General features: G+C 59.2%; 19 protein-coding genes. All 19 read left to right on the top strand.

Features of this window, described 5'->3' with window-relative positions; translation table 11 throughout:
• Nucleotides 1–2 precede the first annotated feature (2 nt).
• Nucleotides 3–1,004: a UDP-N-acetylglucosamine 4,6-dehydratase (inverting) gene (pseB, locus tag J3P90_RS18320; protein ID WP_434562982.1), complete on the top strand. Its 1,002-nt coding sequence runs from the start codon at nt 3–5 to the stop codon at nt 1,002–1,004.
• A complete protein-coding gene (gene pseC / locus J3P90_RS18315) occupies nt 1,001–2,161 on the top strand; it encodes a UDP-4-amino-4,6-dideoxy-N-acetyl-beta-L-altrosamine transaminase (protein ID WP_434675174.1) in 1,161 nt (386 codons plus the stop codon). The genes pseB and pseC overlap by 4 nt, the downstream gene beginning before the upstream one ends.
• A gap of 6 nt (nt 2,162–2,167) precedes the next feature.
• Nucleotides 2,168–2,869, top strand: coding sequence for a pseudaminic acid cytidylyltransferase (gene pseF / locus J3P90_RS18310; RefSeq protein ID WP_434675173.1), 702 nt, complete (start codon nt 2,168–2,170; stop codon nt 2,867–2,869).
• Nucleotides 2,866–4,371 carry a UDP-2,4-diacetamido-2,4,6-trideoxy-beta-L-altropyranose hydrolase gene (pseG, locus tag J3P90_RS18305; RefSeq protein ID WP_434675172.1) on the top strand — a complete coding sequence of 502 codons (1,506 nt, stop codon included), beginning with the start codon at nt 2,866–2,868 and terminating at the stop codon, nt 4,369–4,371. The genes pseF and pseG overlap by 4 nt, the downstream gene beginning before the upstream one ends.
• Nucleotides 4,364–5,416, top strand: coding sequence for a pseudaminic acid synthase (pseI, locus tag J3P90_RS18300; RefSeq protein ID WP_434562990.1), 1,053 nt, complete (start codon nt 4,364–4,366; stop codon nt 5,414–5,416). Before pseG ends, pseI begins: the two co-directional genes overlap by 8 nt.
• A gap of 196 nt (nt 5,417–5,612) precedes the next feature.
• The gene (locus J3P90_RS18295) at nt 5,613–6,539 is read left to right on the top strand and encodes a ketoacyl-ACP synthase III (protein WP_217860066.1); all 927 of its coding nucleotides are present in this window, start codon (nt 5,613–5,615) and stop codon (nt 6,537–6,539) included.
• A gap of 83 nt (nt 6,540–6,622) precedes the next feature.
• Entirely contained in the window at nt 6,623–7,915 is a 1,293-nt protein-coding gene (locus J3P90_RS18290) for a motility associated factor glycosyltransferase family protein (protein ID WP_434675171.1), read from the top strand.
• Entirely contained in the window at nt 7,912–8,181 is a 270-nt protein-coding gene (locus J3P90_RS18285) for a hypothetical protein (RefSeq protein WP_434675170.1), read from the top strand. Before J3P90_RS18290 ends, J3P90_RS18285 begins: the two co-directional genes overlap by 4 nt.
• Nucleotides 8,182–8,434: 253 nt before the next feature.
• Complete coding sequence (locus J3P90_RS18280; protein WP_434562996.1) at nt 8,435–9,286, top strand: flagellin domain-containing protein; 852 nt, start codon at nt 8,435–8,437, stop codon at nt 9,284–9,286.
• Between the two features lie 72 nt (nt 9,287–9,358).
• Entirely contained in the window at nt 9,359–9,724 is a 366-nt protein-coding gene (locus J3P90_RS18275; RefSeq protein ID WP_434650321.1) for a flagellar protein FlaG, read from the top strand.
• 82 nt (nt 9,725–9,806) lie between these two features.
• Nucleotides 9,807–11,243 carry a flagellar filament capping protein FliD gene (gene fliD, locus J3P90_RS18270; protein WP_434563000.1) on the top strand — a complete coding sequence of 479 codons (1,437 nt, stop codon included), beginning with the start codon at nt 9,807–9,809 and terminating at the stop codon, nt 11,241–11,243.
• Between the two features lie 130 nt (nt 11,244–11,373).
• Entirely contained in the window at nt 11,374–11,769 is a 396-nt protein-coding gene (fliS, locus tag J3P90_RS18265) for a flagellar export chaperone FliS (protein ID WP_092222857.1), read from the top strand.
• A gap of 11 nt (nt 11,770–11,780) precedes the next feature.
• On the top strand, nt 11,781–12,077 hold the full coding sequence (gene fliT / locus J3P90_RS18260; protein WP_434675169.1) for a flagellar protein FliT: 297 nt from the start codon (nt 11,781–11,783) through the stop codon (nt 12,075–12,077).
• A 173-nt stretch (nt 12,078–12,250) separates the two neighbouring features.
• Entirely contained in the window at nt 12,251–13,726 is a 1,476-nt protein-coding gene (locus tag J3P90_RS18255; protein WP_434563002.1) for a sigma-54 dependent transcriptional regulator, read from the top strand.
• 110 nt (nt 13,727–13,836) lie between these two features.
• The gene (locus J3P90_RS18250) at nt 13,837–15,045 is read left to right on the top strand and encodes a sensor histidine kinase (protein ID WP_434563004.1); all 1,209 of its coding nucleotides are present in this window, start codon (nt 13,837–13,839) and stop codon (nt 15,043–15,045) included.
• A gap of 5 nt (nt 15,046–15,050) precedes the next feature.
• Nucleotides 15,051–16,433, top strand: coding sequence for a sigma-54-dependent response regulator transcription factor FleR (fleR, locus tag J3P90_RS18245; protein WP_420767381.1), 1,383 nt, complete (start codon nt 15,051–15,053; stop codon nt 16,431–16,433).
• 249 nt (nt 16,434–16,682) lie between these two features.
• Nucleotides 16,683–17,009, top strand: coding sequence for a flagellar hook-basal body complex protein FliE (gene fliE, locus J3P90_RS18240; RefSeq protein WP_003184044.1), 327 nt, complete (start codon nt 16,683–16,685; stop codon nt 17,007–17,009).
• Between the two features lie 15 nt (nt 17,010–17,024).
• Nucleotides 17,025–18,809: a flagellar basal-body MS-ring/collar protein FliF gene (fliF, locus tag J3P90_RS18235; RefSeq protein WP_258648065.1), complete on the top strand. Its 1,785-nt coding sequence runs from the start codon at nt 17,025–17,027 to the stop codon at nt 18,807–18,809.
• Nucleotides 18,802–19,821 carry a flagellar motor switch protein FliG gene (fliG, locus tag J3P90_RS18230; protein ID WP_007958288.1) on the top strand — a complete coding sequence of 340 codons (1,020 nt, stop codon included), beginning with the start codon at nt 18,802–18,804 and terminating at the stop codon, nt 19,819–19,821. The genes fliF and fliG overlap by 8 nt, the downstream gene beginning before the upstream one ends.
• The last annotated feature ends 7 nt before the right edge of the window (nt 19,822–19,828 follow it).

Raw genomic sequence — 19,828 nt, 5'->3', positions numbered from 1 at the left:
GTATGTTCAACGGTAAATCGATTTTCATCTCAGGCGGTACCGGTTCGTTCGGGCGCAATTTTATCCGCCGGTTGCTCGAGCAATACCAGCCCAAGCGCGTGGTGGTGTTTTCCCGAGACGAACTCAAGCAGTACGAGATGCAACAAACCTTCAATGCTCCGTGCATGCGTTATTTCCTGGGGGACGTGCGCGACGCCGATCGCCTGCGCCAGGCCATGCGCGGGATTGATTACGTGGTGCATGCGGCGGCGCTCAAACAGGTGCCGGCGGCGGAATACAATCCCACCGAATGCATTCGTACCAACGTCAATGGCGCAGAAAACATCATCGCTGCGGCCATCGACAATGGCGTGAAAAAGGTCGTTGCGCTGTCCACCGACAAAGCGGCCAGCCCGATCAATCTGTACGGCGCGACCAAATTGCTGTCGGACAAACTGTTCGTCGCCGCCAACAATATCGCGGGTGAACAGCAGACCCGCTTCGCCGTGGTGCGCTATGGCAACGTTGCGGGCTCGCGGGGCTCGGTGGTGCCGTTCTTTAGCAAGCTTATTGCCGAGGGGGCCACGGAGTTGCCGATCACCGATGAGCGCATGACCCGCTTCTGGATCACCCTCGATCACGGCGTGCAGTTTGTGCTCGACAGTTTCGCCCGCATGCATGGCGGTGAAGTGTTCGTGCCGAAGATCCCGTCGATTCGCATCGTCGACTTGGCGTCGGGCATGGCCAGGCATCTGCCTCATAAGAACGTGGGCATCCGGCCCGGTGAAAAGCTGCACGAGTTAATGGTGCCGCTGGACGACGCGCGCATGACCATCGAGTTCACCGATCACTATACGATCCAGCCATCGATTCGCTTCACCAGCGTGGACGTGGATTTCGCTATGGACAATTTGGGCGAACGAGGCACGCCAGTTGCGGAAGACTTCGAGTATCGCTCTGACACCAATCCACACTTTTTGTCGGTGGAGCAGATCGCCGATCTGCACGCCCGGCTGTCGGTATGATTCCCTACGGTCGGCAAAGCCTCGATCAAGCTGACATCGATGCCGTCGTCGCCGTGTTGCAGTCCGATTGGCTGACGCAAGGGCCTGCGATCGAGCGTTTTGAACAGGCCATGGCGCGCCGCTGCCAGGCCGGCCATGCCGTGGCGGTGTGCAACGCGACCGCTGCGCTGCACATCGCTTGCCTGGCGGCGGGGCTTGGGCCGGGGGATCGTTTGTGGACCACACCCAATACCTTCCTGGCCTCGGCCAACTGCGGCCGATATTGCGGCGCGCAGGTGGATTTCGTCGATATCGATCCGCTGACCTGGAACCTGGATGCCGTTGCCCTGGCCGCAAAGCTTGAAAAAGCCGAGCGTGATGGGACCCTGCCCAACGTGTTGGTGGCGGTAGCGTTCTCCGGGCAAAGCTGTGACATGCGTGAAGTGGCTCGCTTGTCCGAGCGCTACGGGTTCACGGTCATTGAAGATGCCTCTCACGCGGTGGGCGCGTCTTATGCCGGCAGGCCGGTGGGGTGTGGCGAATTTGCGGACATGACGGTGTTCAGTTTCCACCCAGTGAAAATTATTACCAGCGCCGAAGGTGGGATGGTCTTGACCAATCGCCCGGAGCTGGCGCAGCGCCTGCGACGTCTGCGCAGCCATGGGATGACCCGTGACGCTGAACAGATGAGCGAGCCCAGCCATGGGCCTTGGTACTACCAGCAGGTGGAGTTGGGATTCAATTACCGGATCACGGATCTCCAAGCTGCCCTGGGGCTTTCCCAGTTGGATAAGCTTGAACGTTTCATCGCCCGCCGTCGTGCACTGGCGGCGCGCTATAACCGCTTGCTGAATGGTTTGCCACTGACCTTGCCCGGTTTGCAACCCGAGGCCGAATCGGCTTGGCATTTGTATGTAGTGCGCTTGCGGCTCGACGAGATATCCCTGGATCATCGCCAGATCTTCGAAGGCTTGCGTGCGGCAGGGATCGGCGTGAACCTGCACTACATACCGGTTCACCTGCAGCCGTATTACCGCGAACTGGGATTTGCCCCTGGAGACTATCCACAGGCTGAGCGTTTTTACGCCGAGGCCATCAGCTTGCCGATGTTTCCTTCACTCAGTGATGAACAGCAGGACTATGTGATGGGGCAACTGCAACGATTGCTTGAGGAGTAACGACGCGTGAGCGCAATCGCGATCATTCCCGCCCGTGGCGGCAGCAAGCGCATTCCTCGCAAGAACCTGAAGCCGTTCGATGGCGTGCCCATGATTGCCCGCTCGATTCGCACGGCGTTGGACTCGGGACTTTTCAACGGGGTGATTGTCAGTACCGATGACGAAGAAATTGCTGAATTGGCGATGGCTCATGGTGCGCAAGTGCCGTTCTTGCGACCAGCCGCGCTGGCGGATGATTTCACCGGGACGGCGGCGGTGATGGTTCACGCCCTGGGTGAGCTACGTGAGCGCTCGTTCGATTTCGCCTGTTGCATCTACGCCACGGCGCCGCTGTTGCAAGCGCGGTTTTTACGTGAGGGCATTGACTTGCTGCGCGGCCATCCGGACAAGTCGTTCGCGTTTTCCGTGAGCATTTTCGGTTTTCCCGTACAGCGCGCCTTGACGTTGGATGAGCAGGGCGCGTTGACCCCACTGTATCCGCAATTTCGCGATACGCGCTCCCAGGACCTGGCTGAAGCTTTCCAGGACGCCGGCCAATTCTATTGGGGGCGTCGGGACGCCTGGTTGCGTGGCGATACGTTGTTTTCGTCGAAAAGCCTGCCGGTTGTGCTGCCTCGTCATCTGGTGCAAGACATCGACACAGCCGAGGACTGGAAGCGCGCCGAGTATCTCTACGCCGCTTTGAGAGCGGGCGGTGAATTGCAATGAGAGTGCTGATTCGCGCCGATGCTTCGCCAATCATCGGCAGCGGGCACATTGCCCGTTGCCTGACCCTGGCGCGAGCCCTGCGCGAGCAAGGCGTGCACGTCGCGTTTGCTTGTCGGCTGCTTGTTGGGCATCGTCTGCACGCTCTGACGGCCGAGGGCTTCGAAACGTTCGCCCTGCCGGACCTTTATCGCGGGGAAGATCCGCAACAGGCCATCGAATCGTTGCTGCCCTGGCAAGCGGATATCGATGCGTTGGAACAAGCGTTGGCCGAGCGGCCCGGCTTCGACTGGGTCATTGTTGACCACTATGGTCTGGATCAACGTTGGCAGACTGCGGCCCGGCGCTTCGCGCCTCGGATCATGGCATTGGATGACCTGGCGACTCGGACTTACAGCGCTGACCTCTTGCTCAATCAGAATCTGTCCGGCACGCAAGCTGCGTATGAAGGATTGTTGCCTGAGCATTGCCGGACGCTGCTGGGACCGCGTTACGCGTTGTTGCGCGATGAGTTTCGTTGCGGGGCGATTGAGATAAAAAAGAAGGTCAGGCGCGTACTCGTCAATTTCGGCGGTTTCGATGCGGCGATGCAGACCCATCACGCAATGCTGGCGCTGGTGGCTTACCCCGAGCTGGAAGTGGATTTTGTCGCCGGTGCGGACAACCCGGCCTGGGCTCGGATGCAACGGATGGCGGCGAGCCGACCCCACTGGCGATTGCACAGCTTCGTCAGCGATTTTCATCAGCTCATGCTGGAGGCCGATCTGTTCATCGGGGCCGGTGGCGGAACCAGTTGGGAGCGGGCCGCCATGGGGTTGCCCACGATCTGTATCGCGGTATCGAACAACCAGCAGGCCAACAGCGATGTCATGGCGACGTTCGGTGCCCATGTCTATCTCGGGTGCAGAGAAAGCGTCACCGTTGAACAGTTGCGCCAGGCTATCGGCTTTGTCGTGGATAACCAGGGGTTGCGTCAGAGTCTTGCGCAGCACTCCCGGCAATTGGTCGATGGCCTGGGTGCCTTGCGCGTAGCCGTTGCACTGGCTGGTGCCTTGCTGCGGGTTCGTCCGGCCACGCGAGCCGACGCCCGTTTGCTTTTCGAGGGGCGTAATGCCGAGGTCGTGCGCCGCGTATCGCTGGATCAGTCGCCCGTCGACTGGGATCGTCATTGCCAATGGCTGCAAGCCAGTCTGGTCAATCCACAGCGCTTGTTGTTGGTTGGCGAAGCGTCCGACGGACCCGTCGGTGTATTGCGTTATGACCTGCAAGGCAGCGAAGCGCTGGTATCGATTTATTTGTTCAAGAACCGCCTGGGGTTGGGGTGGGGCAGGGCATTGCTGGCCCGTGGTGAGGCGTTTGCTACCGTCCATTGGCCGCAACTGCGCAGCTTTACCGCTCAGATCCTGCCCGCTAACCAAGCGTCTCTGGCGTTGTTCCGCCAGGCAGGTTTCAGTCAGGGCACATGCGTGTTTACCCGCGTATTGAAGGAAGAAATTCATGAGTAGTTTCAAGATCGGTCAGCGCAGCATCGGGGCTGACGCGCCGCCTTTCATCATTGCCGAGATGAGCGGCAACCATAACCAATCCCTGGAGGTGGCCTTGCAGATCGTCGAAGCCGCTGCCCGAGCCGGTGCTCACGCTTTGAAGCTGCAGACCTACACCGCCGATACCATGACGTTAGATCTGAGCGAAGGGGAGTTCTTCATCAGGGACCCCAGCAGCCTTTGGGCTGGAACATCCCTTTATGATTTGTACGAAAAAGCTCATACGCCGTGGGAATGGCACGCGCCGATTTTTGCCCGGGCCAAGGCGCTGGGGATGCTAGCGTTCTCGACCCCGTTCGACGAAACGGCGGTGGACTTCCTGGAAAGCCTGGATGTGCCGGCCTACAAGATCGCCAGTTTCGAAAACACTGACTTGCCTCTGATTCGCCGGGTCGCTGCCACCGGCAAGCCGTTGATTATCTCCACCGGCATGGCCAGCATCGCCGAACTCGACGAAACCGTGCGTGCCGCGCGCCAGGCTGGTTGCAAGGATTTGGTGCTGCTCAAGTGCACCAGCACCTACCCGGCGACGCCGGCCAATAGCAACGTGCGCACCATCCCTCATCTGCGGGAGTTGTTCGGCTGTGAGGTAGGTTTGTCGGACCACTCCATGGGCGTCGGGGTATCCGTGGCCGCGGTGGCGCTGGGGGCGACCGTCGTGGAAAAGCATTTCACCCTTGACCGTGCCGCTGGCGGCGTGGACGCCAGTTTCTCCCTGGAACCGGCAGAGCTGGCAGCGCTGGTGATCGAAACCGAGCGCGCCTGGCAGGCCATGGGACAGGTGCGCTATGGCGTGACCGAGGCCGAGCAGAAATCGCTGGTCTATCGTCGTTCGCTGTACGCTACGCAGGACATGGCCACCGGCGAAGTGTTCACGTCGCAGAACGTCCGGGCCATCCGTCCGGGGCTCGGGTTGGCGCCCAAACATCTGGATTCCTTAATGGGTCGTCGTGCCCGCCAGGCAATCAAGCGTGGCACGGCGCTGTCCTGGTCATTGGTTGAATAGCTTCTCAATGGGCTTATTCGGCAATTTAGCGTGACCTGCGAGTCATAACGCGCATCTTCACTGTATTGTATTGACCGGGAAGATGGCGCCTGGCCCTTATCAGGACCGGTGATAGCCCTTTACACTTCCCGTTTGTCGGCGCCCCTCGATTCCTTGCGAGCGGTGGTATTGGGCTGTTTTTGATTGGGAAGCCGTAATGATTGGCATAAAAAGCATTGCGAGCTACGTTCCTGTAGCCGGCGTGGACAATTACGCACAAGGTGCAAAATTTGAAAAGGATGAAGAGTTCATCCTCGGCAAGATCGGTTCCGCCTTCTTGCCACGCAAGGATGACGGCCAGGAAACCTCGGATCTGTGCGTCGAAGCGGCCAATGCGCTGTTTGCCAATAATCCCGATCTGAAGCGCGAATCCATTGACGTGCTGATCGTCGTCACCCAGAACGGCGATGAAGAAGGCTTGCCCCACACGGCGGCTATCGTCCAGGACAAGCTCGGCCTGCCCACCAGCGTAGCGGCGTTCGATATATCCCTGGGTTGCTCGGGTTATGTCTATGGCATCTACGCCATCAAGGGCTTCATGGAAGCCGCTGGCCTGAAGAATGGCCTGTTGGTAACCGCCGACCCATACTCGAAAATCGTCGACCCGGAAGATCGCAACACCACGATGCTGTTCGGTGATGCCGCCACGGCGACGTGGATGGGCGAGGATGCGCCGTGGCAACTGGGCAAGGCCAAGTTTGGTACGGACGGTTCCGGTGCGCCGCACCTGAAGGTCAGCGACGGCGTGTTTTTCATGAACGGTCGCCAGGTGTTCAACTTCGCCTTGCTCAAGGTGCCGGCTCATTTGCATGAGCTGCTCGCCGATTCCGATCTGCAACCCAGTGACATCGATGCGTTCTGCATTCATCAAGGCAGCGCCGCAATCGTCGATGCCGTGGCGCGGCGTTTCGAAGGCGAGCCGGAGAAGTTCATCAAGGACATGGTCGAGACCGGCAACACCGTGTCGTCGAGTATTCCGTTGCTGCTCGAAAAGCACGTGCTCGATTCCGACTGGAAACGGGTCGCGTTGAGTGGCTTTGGCGTAGGTCTGTCATGGGGGTCGGCGATCATCTATCGCCCGTGAATCTATAAAACCCAGGCACAAAAATAGCGTCCAAGGTGTAATCTTGGACGCTATTTTTTTGCCTGACGCGAAGGCGAGACACCATGAGCGAGTTCTTCGAGCGCAATCTCCAGATCATCCAGCAGCGTTGGCCGGCCCTGGCCGAGCGCTTGCTGCTGGAAGACGTGGGTAGATTGCAAGCTGATCTGGTGGAGGGCATTGGTTCGACCCTGAGTATCAATGGAATCCAACTGACCAGCCGACATGACCGTCTTGCCGAGGCGGAGCTGCAAGCCGCCAGTCTGCCTTTGGACGCTTGCGTCGTGCACGTCTACGGAACCGGGCTGGGCGACCTGCAAAACCGTTTGCTGGAACGGGCAGGGCTCGAGCGGTTGTATGTTCATGTGCTCAATGGCGCGGTGTTTGCGTTGGTATTGCAGGTGCTGGATCAGATGCCATGGCTTGCCGATCCCAGGGTGGTATTGCTCTACGCGGGAGATCTGACGGAAATCCAGCTGCCATTCTTCGCACTCCCCGCCGAGCTGGTACTGGCCGATGATTACAGTGCCAAGATTCGCGATCGGTTGATCAGTGAAGTTCATCTGGACTTCACCAACCGAACGTTCGACCCCAAGGCTCCCGAGGTCGTCGAGCGGCTGCAATCGACGTTCAATCTTGTACAGGGCGACCGCGATGTTGCCGAGCTGTTCGGCGCATTCCAGGGGCGTGAGGTGTTCGTCGTTGCCACCGGCCCGAGCCTTGAGCACCATTTCGACAGGCTGCGCCGCGTGAGCGAGCGAGCTGAGCGACCGTTGTTGATTTGTGTCGATACGGCTTACCGACCGTTGATCAATCACGGCATCCGTCCTGATGTCGTGGTCAGCATCGACCAGCGTATCTCGGGGCGTCATCTTCCGCCTGAGCAAACCGAAGGCATTGCCCTGGTTTATCTGCCCATGGCCGACCCCTTAGTGATTCAGGCATGGCGGGGGCCGCGCTACGCCGGTTATTCCTCCAGTCCCGTCTACCGCCAGATGCGTGAGCGACTCTGCCGGGCCGAACTTCATGTGGGCGGGAGCGTGATTCATCCAGCGGTCGATTTAGCGGTGCAAATGGGCGCTGCGCAAATCACGCTGTTTGGTGCCGATTTTGCCTTCCCCCATGACAAGACTCACGCAGGATGGGGCGATGGCGATTTGGGGCCGCAGTTGGGGGCGTCAAGGCATTGGGTGCTCGATGGGCATGGACGGCGCGTCAAGACCCAGCTCAACTTTCGCAGCTACCTCTGTGAACTGGAGCGTTTCATTGCCAGGCACCCCAACGTACGCTTCTTCAACAGCAGTCGGGACGGGGCGATGATCGTCGGCACCGATTTCCATCCGGAGTACGTGCAATGACCACGCTTGATGAGGCACTCATTGATGGCCGCGCATGCGCGCGCCTGTTTCGACTAGGGCGGGATGTTGAGGCGGGGTTGGCGATGGTCACGCTGATCGAGTCGGCGCAGCCCCTGGTCGAACGGATGCCAGGCGATGTCGTCTCGTCGTGGAACGCGCTGCTTGCCCTGATGCTCGATGATCAACAGGCGCAGAATTGGATTTCGCTGGCCGATTATCTTGAGTACGAGTGGGTCCAGCTGCTGACCGCTGGTCACTCCATCTAGCTACTTTTCGCAGCTTCCCCGCTGTCAAGCGCTTCCAGCGACGTCAGCGGCGTTTCCCTGACGCCATTTTTTCACCCTTGAATCGCAGCCAAGTCCTTGATTTACGAGGGGTGGCACCCTGATGGCAAAATTTTTGAAAAATCTGCTAAAGCAAGTTCCGAATACGACGATAACTATTACGAAGGTTCTCTAGGCCACACCCGGCGGTTGCCAGGGCCGGAAGCCGCAGTACCCAACCAACGAGGAATTCGTCATGGCTTTAACAGTAAACACCAACGTCACATCGTTGAACGTTCAGAAGAACCTGAACCGGGCTTCCGATGCTCTCTCCACTTCGATGACTCGTCTGTCCTCCGGCCTGAAAATCAACAGCGCTAAAGACGACGCCGCCGGCCTGCAGATCGCTACCCGTATGACTTCGCAAATCCGCGGTCAGACTGTTGCGATCAAGAACGCCAACGATGGTATCTCCATCGCTCAGACCGCTGAAGGCGCTCTGCAGGAATCCACCAACATTCTGCAGCGTATGCGTGAACTGGCCGTACAGGCACGAAACGACTCCAACGGTACTGCTGACCGTGTGGCTCTGAACAAAGAATTTGCTCAGATGTCCGACGAGCTGACTCGTATCGCCGAATCGACCAACCTGAACGGTAAGAATCTGATCGATGGTACTGCTGGCACCATGACCTTCCAGGTCGGTTCCAACACTGGCGCTACCAACCAGATCACTTTGACTCTGGACAGTGGCTTCGATGCTGCAACTCTGAGTGTTGATTCTGCTGCAATCGCGATCACTGGTAACAGTAGCGCCACTGCTGAAGCAAGCACCGCTGCTGCAATCGACGCGATCGACGCTGCTCTGGCAACTATCAACGCCAGCCGTGCTGACCTCGGTGCTGCACAAAACCGTCTGACCAGCACCATCTCCAACCTGCAGAACGTGAACGAAAACGCCGCCGCTGCACTGGGTCGCGTACAAGACACCGACTTCGCTGCTGAAACTGCCCAGCTGACCAAGCAGCAGACTCTGCAGCAAGCTTCCACTTCGGTTCTGGCCCAGGCTAACCAACTGCCGTCCGCTGTACTGAAGCTGCTTCAGTAATAGTCGGATGAGTTTTAGCGGGGGAGTGCGCTTGCGTACTCTCTCGCTTTTTCCGTTCAAGAGGTGATGGACATGGATATGAGCGTGAAGCTGAACTTGTCTTATCCGGCGGCGAAACCGGCGCCTAGTGTGGCCGATAAGCCGGTGGAGAAGCCTCGGGCCGAGATGGCTGTGGTAGCTCCGGTCAAAGAAGTCCCTAAGGATGCTGCTGCCGAGCAGGACAAACTCAAGAAAGCCGTTCAGGAAATCGAGAAGTTCGTTCAGTCGGTCAAGCGTAACCTGGAGTTCTCTATCGATGAGCCTTCAGGCAAAGTAGTGGTCAAAGTAATCGCCAGTGGTTCCGGTGAAGTGATTCGCCAGATCCCGAACGAAGAAGTTCTGAAACTGGCCAACAGTTTGAATGATGCAAACAGCTTGTTGTTCAGCGCTGAAGCCTGACAACCGGCACGAATTCTGTTGTTATGTTCTTTTGGACGTTGTAAAGGTCAAAAGGCCGGCGACACACTGAAGGGAGTCCCACATGGCAAGTCCAATTCTACCTGGCTTGGGTTTAGGCTCTGGCCTTGATACCACTGCTATCGTCAAGGCACTGGTTGATTCTGACAAAGCGGCCAAGCAAGGTCAGATTGATCGTGCCACCAAGATCAATACGGCCAATATTTCGGGGATCGGCACCCTGAAGTCGCTGTTGGCTACCTTCCAATCCACGCTGAAAAGCCTGGGCAGCACGACTACGCCTCAATTTACCGGGGTTTCCGCGACTTCGGCCAACACCAGCGCGTTGACGGTGACAGCCGGCAACTCGGCGGTTAGCGGCACTTACACGGTAAACGTTACTCAGTTGGCAACCTCGTCGAAAGTTGCGACGGCTGCTTTCGCCGGTGGTGCTTCCAGTGCTGTGGAGACCGGTACGCTGACCATCAGTCAAGGAGACACGGATTACACCCTTGATATACCTGCTGATTCGACGCTGCAGTCGGTTCGGGACGCCATCAACAGTAAGTACTCGTCCAGCGGTCTGACCGCCAACATCGTGACCGACAGCTTTGGTTCACGCCTGGTGGTCGGCTCGACTAAAACCGGTGCGGGTAACGATATCTCCCTCAGCGGCATTGCCAGCCTCGCAGCTGATGGCTCCGTAGCCATGGCCTCATCACCCACCGCGACTTCTTCGGGGTCGCTGGGGTTTGCCAAGGACGCTATTTTCACTGTTGACGGCTTGGCAATGACCAGCCCGACCAACAAGCTGGATAACGTGGTCTCGGGCTTGAGCATGACGTTACTCGTCGAGGACACTGGCCCGACAGTCGTTACTGTCGCTACCAACGCCGACGGCCTTAAAGCTTCGATCCAGAAGTTCGTCGACGCTTATAATGCTGTTGCTAAGGCCGTGACGTCCCTGACCAAGCCGACCACAGATGCTGAGGGTAACTCGGTTCCAGCGGCCTTGACCGGTGACTCGTTGCCTCGCTCGCTTTTGGCGGCCATTCGCGCGCCTTTGTCTGAGACCGGGGCAGGTGACAAGCTGACGGTTCTTTCTCAGTTGGGAATCACCACCAATCAGACGACCGGGGCTCTGGATTTCGACAGTGGGAAATTCACCTCTGCGTTGAATGACAAACAGTTGGGTGGGGAGATCCAGACACTGTTTGTAGGTGAGAATGGCCTGCTTGAGCGCATGGATAACGCCATCAAGCCGTACACTGAAGGCAAAACGGGTGTGGGCGGTATCGGGGGCTCAGAGGCTATCCTGACTACTCGCTCCAAGAACCTCGACATCATCAAGACGAAGCTGTTCGAAGATCAGCAGGCTCTTGATCGCCGCATCGAAACCCTCACCGCCGTACTGACCAAAAAGTACAACGACATGGATACCCTCGTCGGCAAGCTGAAAGCCACTGCCAGTAACATCACCTCGATGTTTGAAGCGATGACGGCCCAACAGAAGAACAGCTGATTTTCGACCGATACAAAAAGCCCGGCAGCGTTTTGACAACGCTCCGGGCTTTCGGCTTTTCGGTCTAAAGTTTTTTGACACAGCGTCGATACGCTGTTTATACGAACCGAAGTTTTTGATGAGGTAGAACATGAATCCGATGTTAGCCCTTCGCCAATACCAGAAGATTGGCGCCCAGGCGCAAACCTCCGAAGCAAGTCCCCATCGTCTCGTGCAGATGCTCATGGAAGGTGGGTTGGACCGTATCGCCCAGGCCAAGGGCGCTATGGAGCGCAAGGACATAGCCAACAAAGGCGTACTGATCAGTAAGGCCATCGGTATCGTGGGTGGCCTGCGTGAAGGCTTGGATCTGGAAAACCAGGCCGAGTCGGTAGCCGAGTTGGATGCTCTTTACACCTACATGATGAAACGTCTCGCCGAAGCCAACGCCAAGACCGATCCGAAGATCCTCGACGAAGTCGCTGATCTACTGCGCACGGTCAAGGAAGGCTGGGACGGTATCGCGCCACCTGGCCCGCAATTCTGAGGAATAAGCTCATGAGTCTTGTCTTGCAGCGCATAGAACAAACCCGAGATGCCCTGGTTGATGCCCTGGCTGAGCGCAATTGGGAGGCCATCGGTCAATTGGATCTGGCGTGCCGTTCCTGCATGGAAGACGTCATGGGCGAGTCCGAGGTGGACGAGGCGGCGTTGCGTAACAACCTGGAAGAGTTGCTTGGCGTGTATCGGCAGTTGCTGGATGCCGCGACGGGGGAGCGTCAGGCGCTAGTGAACGAAATGTCGCAGATTCATCAGTCACAGAATGCGGCGAAGGTTTACAACCTGTTCGGATGATTTAATTTTCATTTAATCCGAACAAAGTGCGCCATAAATTTGACTGTGCACGATTTTTTGACTTAACTAGTGGCTGTTTACAGATTTCAGGCGTCTACAGGCATGACAAGTCTGCAAGCGTCTAGCTTGCCCCCAAATTCGGGCACTGAGTTGACTAGGGAAGTTGCTATTGCATGTGGCGTGAAACCAAAATTCTCCTGATCGATGACGATAGCGTCCGCCGCCGCGACCTGGCGGTGATCCTTAATTTTCTCGGCGAAGAAAATTTACCCTGCGGCAGCCATGACTGGCAGCAGGCTGTCGGCTCATTGTCGTCCAGCCGTGAAGTCATTTGCGTCCTTATCGGGACCGTAAATGCCCCCGCATCGCTTTTGGGCTTGCTAAAGACACTCTCAACCTGGGATGAGTTCCTTCCCGTTTTGCTGATGGGCGAAAATTCTTCCCTAGACCTGCCGGAAGACCAGCGCCGCCGGGTACTTTCCACCTTGGAAATGCCGCCCAGCTACAGCAAATTGCTTGATTCGCTGCACCGTGCCCAGGTTTATCGCGAAATGTATGACCAGGCCCGTGAACGCGGCCGGCATCGTGAACCCAATCTTTTCCGCAGCCTTGTCGGCACCAGCCGTGCGATCCAGCACGTGCGCCAGATGATGCAGCAGGTGGCCGACACCGACGCCAGCGTGCTGATCCTGGGCGAGTCCGGCACCGGCAAGGAAGTGGTCGCGCGCAACCTGCATTACCATTCCAAGCGCCGCGAAGCGCCGTTCGTGCCGGTCAACTGCGGGGCGATCCCAGCCGAGTTGCTGGAAAGCGAATTGTTCGGCCACGAGAAGGGCGCCTTCACCGGCGCAATTACCAGTCGCGCCGGGCGTTTCGAATTGGCTAACGGCGGCACGCTGTTCCTCGATGAAATCGGCGACATGCCGCTGCCGATGCAGGTCAAGCTGCTGCGCGTGCTGCAAGAGCGCACCTTTGAACGCGTGGGCAGCAACAAGACCCAGAGCGTCGACGTGCGGATCATCGCCGCGACTCACAAGAATCTGGAAAGCATGATCGAGGTCGGCAGTTTCCGCGAGGATCTCTATTACCGCCTCAACGTATTCCCGATCGAAATGGCGCCGCTGCGTGAGCGGGTCGAAGACATCCCGCTGCTGATGAACGAATTGATCTCGCGCATGGAGCATGAGAAGCGCGGTTCGATCCGCTTCAACTCCGCGGCGATCATGTCCCTCTGCCGCCATGGCTGGCCGGGCAACGTCCGCGAGTTGGCCAACCTAGTGGAGCGCATGGCGATCATGCACCCCTACGGCGTGATCGGCGTGGCCGAGTTGCCGAAGAAGTTCCGCTACGTCGACGACGAAGACGAGCAGATGGTCGACAGCTTGCGCAGCGACTTGGAAGAGCGCGTAGCGATCAATGGCCATACGCCGGACTTCACCAGTAACGCCATGCTGCCGCCGGAAGGCCTGGATCTGAAGGATTATCTGGGAGGCCTGGAGCAGGGCCTCATCCAGCAGGCACTCGACGATGCCAACGGCATCGTCGCCCGCGCGGCGGAACGCCTGCGCATCCGTCGCACGACACTGGTGGAAAAAATGCGCAAGTACGGCATGAGCCGTCGCGAAGGCGATGAACAGGCGGATGATTGACGCCTGTTTTACAACCGCCTGATTTCTGGGCGGTTTTTTTTCGGCACGGGTATTGCTACTGCCCTCGCAACGTTCCGTTTAACTGACGGTCAGCCAAGCGAGAGAGCACGATGACCCAAGCCGCCCTGATGTCTCCTGTCCCTGAGCCGGGACTCATGCCGTCCGCCGAGCAGGCTAGCCGGCTTGGACTTGAGCAGGCGTTTTCGCTGTTTAACCAGGTCTCCAGCCAGTTATCCGACTCCTACAGCCTGCTCGAAGCCCGGGTCACCGAGCTCAAGGGTGAGCTGGCGGTGGTCAGCGCTCAGCGCATGCAGGAGTTGGCGGAAAAAGAACGCCTGGCCAATCGGCTGCAAAACCTCCTCGACCTCTTGCCTGGCGGCGTCATTGTCATTGATGAGCACGGTTTCGTGCGCGAAGCCAACCCGGCAGCGTGCGAGCTGCTCGGCCTGCCATTGGAGGGCGAGCTGTGGCGGCATGTGATTGCCCGCTGCTTCGCTCCTCGCGAAGATGACGGCCATGAGATTTCCCTCAAGGACGGTCGACGCCTTTCTATCTCGACCCGTTCGCTTGACGCCGAGCCCGGGCAGTTGGTGCTGCTCAACGACCTGACTGAAACCCGTCACCTGCAAGATCAGCTGGCTCGCCACGAGCGGCTGTCTTCCCTTGGGCGGATGGTGGCGTCGCTGGCCCATCAGATCCGTACGCCGCTGTCCGCCGCGTTGCTCTACGCCAGTCATTTGACTGAACAGCAACTGCCGATGGATACCCAGCAGCGCTTCGCCGGCCGCCTGAAGGAACGCTTGCATGAGCTGGAGCACCAGGTCCGCGACATGCTGGTGTTCGCCCGCGGCGAATTGCCGTTGACCGACCGCGTGACGCCCAAGGCGTTGCTGCAATCCTTGCAGGCCGCAGCGTCGACCCACGTACAGGGTTTGCCGATCCGCTGGCAGTGTGACAGCCGCGCGGGCGAAGTCCTGTGCAACCGCGACACGCTGGTGGGCGCGGTATTGAACCTGATTGAAAACGCGATCCAGGCGGGCGACGGCGACGTTCGCCTGAAAGTCCACCTATACACCCGTGGCAGCACGTTGCGCCTGTGTGTCAGCGACAACGGCAGCGGCATCGATCCAGCCGTGTTGACCCGCCTGGGTGAGCCTTTTTTCACCACCAAGACCACCGGGACGGGCCTCGGTCTGACCGTGGTCAAGGCCGTGGCGCGGGCCCATCAGGGTGAATTGCAGTTGCGCTCGCGGCCGGGGCGCGGCACGTGTGCGCTGGTCCTCCTGCCGCTGTTTTCCAGTGTGCCAAGGGTGGAGTGAAGGCAATGGCAATCAAGGTTTTGCTGGTGGAGGACGATCGTGCCCTGCGCGAGGCGCTCGCCGATACACTGCTGTTGGCCGGGCATGATCATGCCGTCGTCGGTTCGGCGGAGGAGGCGTTGTTGGCGGTCGCCCGTGAGCCGTTCAGCCTGGTGGTCAGCGACGTCAATATGCCGGGCATGGACGGCCATCAGTTGCTCGGTTTACTGCGGGCGCGCCAGCCTCAATTGCCAGTCCTGTTGATGACGGCCCACGGTGCGGTCGAACGAGCAGTGGATGCCATGCGCCAGGGGGCGGCGGACTATCTGGTCAAGCCGTTCGAGCCCAAGGCGCTGCTGGACCTGGTGGCGCGCCATGCCCTGGGAAGCCTTGCCGTTGAAGGTGAAGGCCCGGTGGCGATCGAGCCAGCCAGTGCGCAGCTGCTGGAATTGGCCGCGCGGGTGGCACGCAGCGATTCAACCGTATTGATTTCCGGTGAGTCCGGTACGGGCAAGGAAGTCTTGGCCCGTTATATTCACCAGCAGTCCCGTCGCGCCAGCGAGCCGTTCATTGCCATCAACTGCGCGGCGATTCCCGACAACATGCTCGAAGCAACATTGTTCGGCCACGAAAAGGGTTCGTTCACCGGCGCCATCGCGGCCCAGGCTGGCAAGTTCGAACAGGCGGATGGCGGCACCATCCTGCTGGATGAAATCTCTGAGATGCCCCTGGGCCTGCAGGCAAAATTGCTGCGGGTGTTGCAGGAGCGAGAAGTGGAGCGGGTCGGCGCGCGCAAGCCCATCAGCCTGGACATCCGGGTGGTCGCGACGACCAACCGCGACCTGGCGGGCGAAGTGGCGGCGGGGCGTTTCCGGGAAGACCTTTATTACCGGCTGTCGGTTTTTCCGTTGGCCTGGCGTCCGTTACGCGAGCGCACCGCCGATATCCTGCCGCTGGCCGAGCGTCTGCTGGCCAAGCACGTCAATAAAATGAAGCACGCAACGGCGCGCCTGTCCGCCGAGGCACAGGCTTGCCTGATCGGGTATCCCTGGCCCGGTAACGTCCGGGAACTGGATAACGCGATCCAGCGGGCGCTGATCCTGCAGCAGGGCGGCTTGATCCAGCCCGAGGATTTCTGCCTGGCCGGTCCGGTGGCTTGTGCGCCTTTGCCGGTACCGCCGCTGGCGCCGGTAGTGCCTCCGGTCGAGGTAGCCGAATCAGCCGGTGCGTTGGAGGACGATCTGCGTCGTCGCGAATTCCAGATGATCATCGACACCCTGCGCGCCGAGCGCGGCCGTCGCAAGGAAGCGGCCGAACGCCTCGGCATCAGTCCCCGAACCCTGCGCTACAAGTTGGCGCAAATGCGTGATGCCGGGATGGATGTGGAGGCTTACCTTTTCGCCAGTTGAATCATTGATCCAAGCAGTTGCACCTCTAAATCTGTGGGAGCGAGCCCTGCTCGCGAAGGCGGTGATTCAGGCGATGTAGATGTTGACTGACAGACCGCTATCGCGAGCAGGCTCGCTCCCACATGAGTCCGGATGAGCTCGCGCATGCATTTGTTTTTTACGGCCATCGAGCTGGCACCCTTGTTGCTAACACCTACGTACCCGCTGAGTAAGTGTCAAAAAAATGCGGGCCGCCAGAGAGAATAGACCATGAGCCAAGGTATTGAATTTAATCGATTGATGTTGGACATGCGGTCCATGCAAATGGACGCCATGGCCCAGCCGAAATCGGTAGCGGTCCCCCAGGTGGGTGGCAGCAGCTTTTCCGACATGCTCGGTCAGGCCGTCAATAAAGTGAACGATACCCAGCAGGCTTCGAACCAGTTGGCCAGTGCTTTCGAGATTGGTAAAAGTGGCGTCGACCTGACGGATGTAATGATCTCTTCGCAGAAAGCCAGTGTCTCGTTTCAGGCGTTGACCCAGGTACGTAACAAACTGGTTCAAGCCTACCAAGACATCATGCAGATGCCGGTCTAAGGAAACTATTGAGTCATGGCAGAAGCAGCCGTTGATAACGTTCCAGCCAAGGCCACTCCGGTAGACGGCAAACCGCCGTTGTTCGGTCTGTCTTTCCTGGAAAACCTCTCCGAGATGACCATGCTGCGTCAGGTTGGCCTGTTGGTCGGCCTGGCTGCCAGCGTGGCGATTGGTTTCGCCGTCGTGTTGTGGTCCCAGCAGCCAGACTACCGTCCGTTGTACGGTAGCCTGGAAGGCATGGACGCCAAGCAGGTCATGGAAACCCTGGCTTCTGCCGACATTCCCTACACCGTTGAACCCAATTCTGGCGCCTTGCTGGTCAAGGCCGACGACGTGGCGCGCGCGCGCCTCAAGCTCGCTGCCGCTGGCGTGACACCGACCGATGGCAACATCGGTTTCGAGATTCTGGACAAGGACCAGGGCCTGGGCACCAGCCAGTTCATGGAAGCGACTCGTTATCGTCGCGGCCTGGAAGGCGAACTGGCGCGCACCATCTCCAGCCTCAACAACGTCAAGGCTGCCCGTGTGCACTTGGCGATCCCGAAAAGCTCGGTGTTCGTGCGCGATGAGCGCAAGCCGAGTGCTTCGGTACTGGTTGAACTGTATTCCGGCCGCTCCCTGGAGCCAGGCCAAGTCGTTGCCATCATCAACCTGGTGGCGACCAGCGTTCCCGAACTGAGCAAGTCGCAAATCACCGTGGTCGACCAGAAGGGCAACCTGCTGTCCGACCAGGCGGAAAACTCCGAACTGACCATGGCCGGCAAGCAATACGATTACAGCCGCCGCATGGAAGGCATGTTCACCCAGCGGGTGCATAACATCCTGCAACCTATCCTGGGCAATGGCCGCTACAAGGCCGAAGTCTCGGCGGACGTGGATTTCAGTGCGGTCGAATCGACCTCCGAGCAATTCAACCCGGATCAACCCGCGTTGCGCAGCGAGCAGTCGGTGAACGAACAGCGTACCGCCAGCAATGGACCGCAAGGCGTGCCGGGTGCCCTGAGCAACCAGCCGCCGTCGCCGGCCAGCGCGCCGCAAACCACCGGTGGCGCCACCGCCGCCGCGGGCATGGTGCAGCCCGGCCAGCCGCTGATCGATGCCAACGGCCAACAGATCATGGACCCGGCCACCGGCCAGCCGATGCTTGCGCCGTACCCGGCCGACAAGCGTCAACAATCCACCAAGAACTTCGAGCTCGACCGTTCCATCAGCCACACCAAGCAGCAGCAGGGCCGTTTGAATCGCCTGTCGGTCGCCGTCGTCGTGGACGATCAGGTCAAGATCAACCCGGCCAACGGCGAAACCAGCCGCGCGCCGTGGAGCGCCGACGAATTGGCGCGCTTCACTCGCCTGGTGCAGGACGCCGTTGGTTTCGACGCCAGCCGTGGCGACAGCGTCAGCGTGATCAACGTGCCGTTCTCCCTGGAGCGCGGTGAAGAAATCGCCGACATTCCGTTTTATTCGCAACCCTGGTTCTGGGATGTGGTCAAGCAAGTATTGGGTGTGTTGTTCATCCTGATACTGGTATTCGGCGTGTTGCGCCCGGTGCTGAACAACATCACCGGTGGCGGCAAGAACAAGCAGTTGGCAGGCTTGGGCGATGTAGAGCTGGGAGGCATGGGCGGCCTGGATGGCGAATTGGCCAACGATCGCGTCAGCCTCGGCGGGCCGCAGAGCATCCTGCTGCCAAGCCCGAGCGAAGGCTACGACGCTCAGTTGAACGCCATCAAGAGTCTGGTGGCAGAAGATCCGGGTCGTGTGGCCCAGGTCGTGAAAGAGTGGATTAACGCAGATGAGTGATAATCGAGCCGCTGTTGCCAAATTGTCCCGGGTCGACAAAGCCGCGATCCTGCTGCTGTCCCTGGGTTCGACCGACGCCGCCCAAGTGCTGCGTCACATGGGGCCCAAAGAGGTCCAGCGCGTTGGCGTGGCCATGGCCCAGATGGGCAATGTCCATCGCGAGCAGGTCGAGCAGGTCATGAGCGAGTTCGTCGACATCGTCGGCGACCAGACCAGCCTGGGCGTCGGTTCCGACGACTACGTGCGCAAGATGCTCACCCAGGCCCTGGGCGAGGACAAGGCCAACGGCCTGATCGACCGGATTCTGCTGGGTGGCAACACCAGCGGCCTGGACAGCCTCAAGTGGATGGAGCCGCGCGCGGTTGCCGACGTGATCCGTTACGAACACCCCCAGATCCAGGCGATCGTGGTGGCGTACCTCGACCCGGACCAGGCCGGCGAAGTGCTGGGCAACTTCGACCATAAGGTTCGCCTCGATATCATCCTGCGTGTGTCGTCGTTGAACACCGTGCAGCCGGCGGCCCTGAAAGAACTGAACCAGATTCTCGAGAAGCAGTTCTCGGGCAACTCCAATGCCTCGCGCACCACCTTGGGCGGTATCAAACGCGCGGCGGACATCATGAACTTCCTCGACAGTTCGATCGAAGGTCAACTGATGGACTCGATTCGCGAAGTCGACGAAGACCTGTCCGGTCAGATCGAAGACCTCATGTTCGTGTTCAACAACCTGGCCGATGTCGACGATCGTGGTATCCAGGCTCTGTTGCGCGAAGTGTCCTCCGACGTTCTGGTCCTGGCCCTCAAGGGTTCGGACGAAGGCGTCAAGGAGAAGATCTTCAAGAACATGTCCAAACGAGCGGCCGAACTGTTGCGCGACGACCTCGAGGCCAAGGGCCCGGTGCGCGTCAGCGACGTGGAAACCGCACAGAAGGAAATCCTCACCATCGCCCGCCGTATGGCCGAAGCCGGAGAAATCGTGCTCGGTGGCAAGGGCGGCGAAGAGATGATCTAAGGTCGTT

Source organism: Pseudomonas sp. D3-10 (assembly GCF_051132175.1).
In the GTDB taxonomy this organism is placed as follows: Bacteria; Pseudomonadota; Gammaproteobacteria; order Pseudomonadales; family Pseudomonadaceae; genus Aquipseudomonas.
The sequence above is the reverse complement of the archived record's forward strand: the minus strand, read 5'-3'. Positions and strand labels throughout refer to the sequence as shown.

Bases quoted from the DNA above. Each gene is read 5' to 3' on its own strand.
- pseB (WP_434562982.1), top strand. From the start codon at position 3: ATGTTCAACGGTAAATCGATTTTCATCTCAGGCGGTACCGGTTCGTTC.
- pseC (WP_434675174.1), top strand. From the start codon at position 1,001: ATGATTCCCTACGGTCGGCAAAGCCTCGATCAAGCTGACATCGATGCC.
- pseG (WP_434675172.1), top strand. From the start codon at position 2,866: ATGAGAGTGCTGATTCGCGCCGATGCTTCGCCAATCATCGGCAGCGGG.
- pseI (WP_434562990.1), top strand. From the start codon at position 4,364: ATGAGTAGTTTCAAGATCGGTCAGCGCAGCATCGGGGCTGACGCGCCG.
- J3P90_RS18295 (WP_217860066.1), top strand. From the start codon at position 5,613: ATGATTGGCATAAAAAGCATTGCGAGCTACGTTCCTGTAGCCGGCGTG.
- J3P90_RS18290 (WP_434675171.1), top strand. From the start codon at position 6,623: ATGAGCGAGTTCTTCGAGCGCAATCTCCAGATCATCCAGCAGCGTTGG.
- J3P90_RS18285 (WP_434675170.1), top strand. From the start codon at position 7,912: ATGACCACGCTTGATGAGGCACTCATTGATGGCCGCGCATGCGCGCGC.
- J3P90_RS18280 (WP_434562996.1), top strand. From the start codon at position 8,435: ATGGCTTTAACAGTAAACACCAACGTCACATCGTTGAACGTTCAGAAG.
- J3P90_RS18275 (WP_434650321.1), top strand. From the start codon at position 9,359: ATGGATATGAGCGTGAAGCTGAACTTGTCTTATCCGGCGGCGAAACCG.
- fliD (WP_434563000.1), top strand. From the start codon at position 9,807: ATGGCAAGTCCAATTCTACCTGGCTTGGGTTTAGGCTCTGGCCTTGAT.
- fliS (WP_092222857.1), top strand. From the start codon at position 11,374: ATGAATCCGATGTTAGCCCTTCGCCAATACCAGAAGATTGGCGCCCAG.
- fliT (WP_434675169.1), top strand. From the start codon at position 11,781: ATGAGTCTTGTCTTGCAGCGCATAGAACAAACCCGAGATGCCCTGGTT.
- J3P90_RS18255 (WP_434563002.1), top strand. From the start codon at position 12,251: ATGTGGCGTGAAACCAAAATTCTCCTGATCGATGACGATAGCGTCCGC.
- J3P90_RS18250 (WP_434563004.1), top strand. From the start codon at position 13,837: ATGACCCAAGCCGCCCTGATGTCTCCTGTCCCTGAGCCGGGACTCATG.
- fleR (WP_420767381.1), top strand. From the start codon at position 15,051: ATGGCAATCAAGGTTTTGCTGGTGGAGGACGATCGTGCCCTGCGCGAG.
- fliE (WP_003184044.1), top strand. From the start codon at position 16,683: ATGAGCCAAGGTATTGAATTTAATCGATTGATGTTGGACATGCGGTCC.
- fliF (WP_258648065.1), top strand. From the start codon at position 17,025: ATGGCAGAAGCAGCCGTTGATAACGTTCCAGCCAAGGCCACTCCGGTA.
- fliG (WP_007958288.1), top strand. From the start codon at position 18,802: ATGAGTGATAATCGAGCCGCTGTTGCCAAATTGTCCCGGGTCGACAAA.